Origin of the sequence: Streptomyces ipomoeae 91-03 (genome assembly GCF_000317595.1) — a bacterium.
In the GTDB taxonomy this organism is placed as follows: domain Bacteria; phylum Actinomycetota; class Actinomycetes; order Streptomycetales; family Streptomycetaceae; genus Streptomyces; species Streptomyces ipomoeae.
The window spans coordinates 1-3,516 of the sequence record NZ_AEJC01000361.1 but is presented as its reverse complement, the minus strand read 5'-3'; the positions used below and the strand labels follow the sequence as shown (position 1 = coordinate 3,516).

3 protein-coding genes are annotated in these 3,516 nt (G+C 69.7%); all 3 read left to right on the top strand.

Annotated features, from left to right (window positions below):
* Positions 1–170: 170 nt before the first annotated feature.
* From deoC to STRIP9103_RS23135, 3 genes are read left to right on the top strand one after another with little or no spacing between them, the layout of a single operon-like run.
* The gene (gene deoC / locus STRIP9103_RS23145; RefSeq protein ID WP_048820813.1) at positions 171–1,124 is read left to right on the top strand and encodes a deoxyribose-phosphate aldolase; all 954 of its coding nucleotides are present in this window, start codon (positions 171–173) and stop codon (positions 1,122–1,124) included.
* Between the two features lie 5 nt (positions 1,125–1,129).
* Positions 1,130–2,566 (top strand): aldehyde dehydrogenase family protein, encoded by a 1,437-nt coding sequence (locus STRIP9103_RS23140; protein ID WP_009320156.1) that lies wholly within the window; start codon positions 1,130–1,132, stop codon positions 2,564–2,566.
* Entirely contained in the window at positions 2,559–3,500 is a 942-nt protein-coding gene (locus STRIP9103_RS23135; protein ID WP_009320152.1) for an aldehyde dehydrogenase family protein, read from the top strand. Before STRIP9103_RS23140 ends, STRIP9103_RS23135 begins: the two co-directional genes overlap by 8 nt.
* The last annotated feature ends 16 nt before the right edge of the window (positions 3,501–3,516 follow it).

The window sequence follows — 3,516 nt, the reverse complement described above, 5'->3', positions numbered from 1 at the left end:
CAAGGGGACCGCGAGACTGTGACATATGCGGCTCCGCCGCACAGCCGCGACCAGCCACACCCACCCCGCACCCGCCCCACCCACAGACCCCCAAGCTCCCAGGCGCCCCCGCCCAACACCGAAGGCCCCTGTACAGCTGCTACGCGCGTAGATATGCTCGTCTGGTGACCATGTCCACACCCGCACCCCACGCCCTGGCCGACGTGACCACGTCCGACAGCACACTGCGCCGCTTCCTCCACGGACTGCCCGGCGTAGACCCCGTCGGCCTGGAGGCCCGCGCCTCCTCCCTCGGCACCCGTTCCATCAAGACGACCGCCAAGGCGTACGCCATCGACCTGGCCATCTCCATGGTCGACTTGACGACGCTGGAAGGCGCGGACACCCCGGGCAAGGTCCGGGCGCTCGGCACCAAGGCGGTCAACCCCGACCCCACCGACCGCACCACCCCCACCACGGCCGCGGTCTGCGTCTACCCCGACATGGTGGCCGTGGCCAAGGAGACCGTCGCCGGCTCGAACGTGAAGGTCGCGTCGGTCGCCACCGCGTTCCCGGCAGGCCGCGCCCCCCTCGCCGTGAAGCTGGCGGACGTCCGAGAGGCCGTAGCCGCCGGCGCCGACGAGATCGACATGGTCATCGACCGCGGCGCGTTCCTCGCGGGCGACTACATGAAGGTGTACGACGAGATCGTCGCCGTGAGGGAGACCTGCGGCTCCACCGCCCGCCTCAAGGTCATCTTCGAGACCGGCGAACTCTCGACGTACGACAACATCCGCCGCGCCAGCTGGCTCGGCATGCTGGCCGGCGCGGACTTCATCAAGACGTCGACCGGCAAGGTCGCGGTGAACGCAACGCCCGCCAACACCCTCCTCATGCTGGAGGCGGTCCGCGACTTCCGCGCCCAGACCGGCGTCCGGGTCGGTGTGAAGCCGGCCGGCGGCATCCGCACCTCCAAGGACGCCATCAAGTTCCTCGTCCTGGTCAACGAAACGGCCGGCGAGGACTGGCTGGACAACCACTGGTTCCGCTTCGGCGCCTCCTCGCTCCTGAACGACCTGCTGATGCAGCGCCAGAAGCTGGCCACCGGCCGCTACTCCGGCCCCGACTACGTGACGGTGGACTGATCACCATGGCATCGGTATTCGAATACGCACCGGCCCCCGAGTCCCGCGCGATCGTCGACATCGCGCCCTCGTACGGCCTGTTCATCGACGGCGAGTTCACCGAGGCGGCCGACGGCAAGGTCTTCAAGACCGTCTCCCCCTCCACCGAAGAGGTCCTCGCCGAGATCGCCCAGGCGAGCGAGGCGGACGTCGACCGCGCCGTCAAGGCCGCCCGCAAGGCGTTCGAGAAGTGGTCCGCGCTCCCCGGCACCGAGCGCGCGAAGTACCTCTTCCGCATCGCCCGCATCATCCAGGAGCGCAGCCGCGAACTGGCCGTCCTGGAGACCCTGGACAACGGCAAGCCCATCAGGGAGACGCGCGACGCCGACCTCCCCCTGGTCGCCGCGCACTTCTTCTACTACGCGGGCTGGGCCGACAAACTCGACCACGCCGGCTTCGGCACCGACCCCAGGCCCCTGGGCGTCGCGGGCCAGGTCATCCCCTGGAACTTCCCCCTGCTGATGCTGGCGTGGAAGATCGCCCCGGCGCTCGCGACCGGCAACACGGTGGTCCTGAAGCCCGCCGAGACGACCCCCCTCTCCGCCCTCTTCTTCGCGGACATCTGTCGCCAGGCAGGCCTCCCGAAGGGCGTCGTCAACATCCTCCCGGGCTACGGCGACACGGGCGCCGCGCTCGTCGCGCACCCGGACGTGGACAAGGTCGCGTTCACCGGCTCCACGGCGGTCGGCAAGGAGATCGCGAAGACGGTCGCCGGCACCCGCAAGAAGCTGACCCTCGAACTCGGCGGCAAGGGCGCGAACATCGTCTTCGACGACGCCCCGATCGACCAGGCCGTAGAGGGCATCGTCAACGGCATCTTCTTCAACCAGGGCCAGGTCTGCTGCGCCGGCTCCAGGCTCCTGGTCCAGGAGTCGATCCAGGACGAACTCCTCGACTCCCTGAAGCGCCGCCTGGCCACCCTCCGCCTCGGCGACCCGCTCGACAAGAACACGGACATCGGCGCGATCAACTCGGAGGAGCAGCTCTCCCGCATCACCTCGCTCGTCGAGCGCGGCGAGGCGGAGGGCGCCGAACGCTGGTCCCCGGCCTGCGAACTGCCCACGTCCGGCTACTGGTTCGCCCCGACGCTCTTCACCAACGTCACCCAGGCGCACACCATCGCCCGCGACGAGATCTTCGGCCCCGTTCTCTCCGTCCTCACCTTCCGCACCCCGGACGAGGCCGTGGCCAAGGCCAACAACTCCCAGTACGGCCTCTCGGCGGGCATCTGGACCGAGAAGGGCTCCCGGATCCTGGCCGTCGCCAACAAGCTTCGCGCGGGCGTCGTCTGGTCCAACACGTTCAACAAGTTCGACCCGACCTCGCCGTTCGGCGGCTACAAGGAGTCGGGCTTCGGCCGCGAGGGCGGTCGCCACGGTCTGGAGGCGTACCTCGATGTCTGAGCACGAATCAAACAGCGGCTCCGCCGCGCGGCGTCTGAGCGTCTTCAAGACCTACAAGCTGTACATCGGCGGGAAGTTCCCGCGTTCCGAGAGCGGCCGGGTGTACGAGGTGACCACGAGGACATCAGCCGCTGACGCGGCGGGGAAGGGCAACTGGCTGGCCAACGCCCCCCTCTCCTCCCGCAAGGACGCCCGTGACGCGGTCGTCGCCGCCCGCAAGGCGTTCGGCGCCTGGTCCGGCGCGACGGCGTACAACCGGGGCCAGATCCTCTACCGCGTGGCGGAGATGCTGGAGGGCCGCAGGGCTCAGTTCGTCCGCGAGGTGGCCGACGCCGAGGGCCTGTCGAAGTCCAAGGCCGCGTACCAGGTGGACGCGACGATCGACCGCTGGGTCTGGTACGCGGGCTGGACCGACAAGATCGCCCAGGTGGTGGGCGGCGGAAACCCGGTGGCGGGCCCGTACTTCAACCTCTCCTCCCCCGAACCGACCGGCGTGGTAGCGGTCCTGGCCCCCCAGGACTCCTCCTTCCTGGGCCTGGTCTCGGTGGTGGCCCCGGTGATCGCGACGGGCAACACAGCGGTCGTGGTGGCCTCCGAGAAGTCCCCCCTCCCCGCCCTCTCCCTGGGCGAGGTCCTGGCCACCTCCGACGTCCCCGGCGGCGTGGTCAACATCCTCTCCGGCCGCACTGCGGAGATCGCGGCCCCCCTCGCGGCCCACCAGGACGTCAACGCGATCGACCTGGCCGGCGCGGACGACGTACTGGCGAAGGAACTGGAGATCGCGGCGGCCGACAACCTCAAGCGGGTCCTCCGTCCACAGCCTGTGGACGACTGGTCGGCGACCCCCGGCATCGACCGCATGACGGCGTTCCTGGAAACGAAGACGGTCTGGCACCCCACGGGCTCGCTGGGCGCGTCGGGCTCTTCCTACTAGGCCTTACCGGGCGCCC

Coding starts and splice junctions, on each gene's coding strand:
- STRIP9103_RS23140 (WP_009320156.1), top strand. CDS start 1,130: ATGGCATCGGTATTCGAATACGCACCGGCCCCCGAGTCCCGCGCGATC.
- deoC (WP_048820813.1), top strand. CDS start 171: ATGTCCACACCCGCACCCCACGCCCTGGCCGACGTGACCACGTCCGAC.
- STRIP9103_RS23135 (WP_009320152.1), top strand. CDS start 2,559: ATGTCTGAGCACGAATCAAACAGCGGCTCCGCCGCGCGGCGTCTGAGC.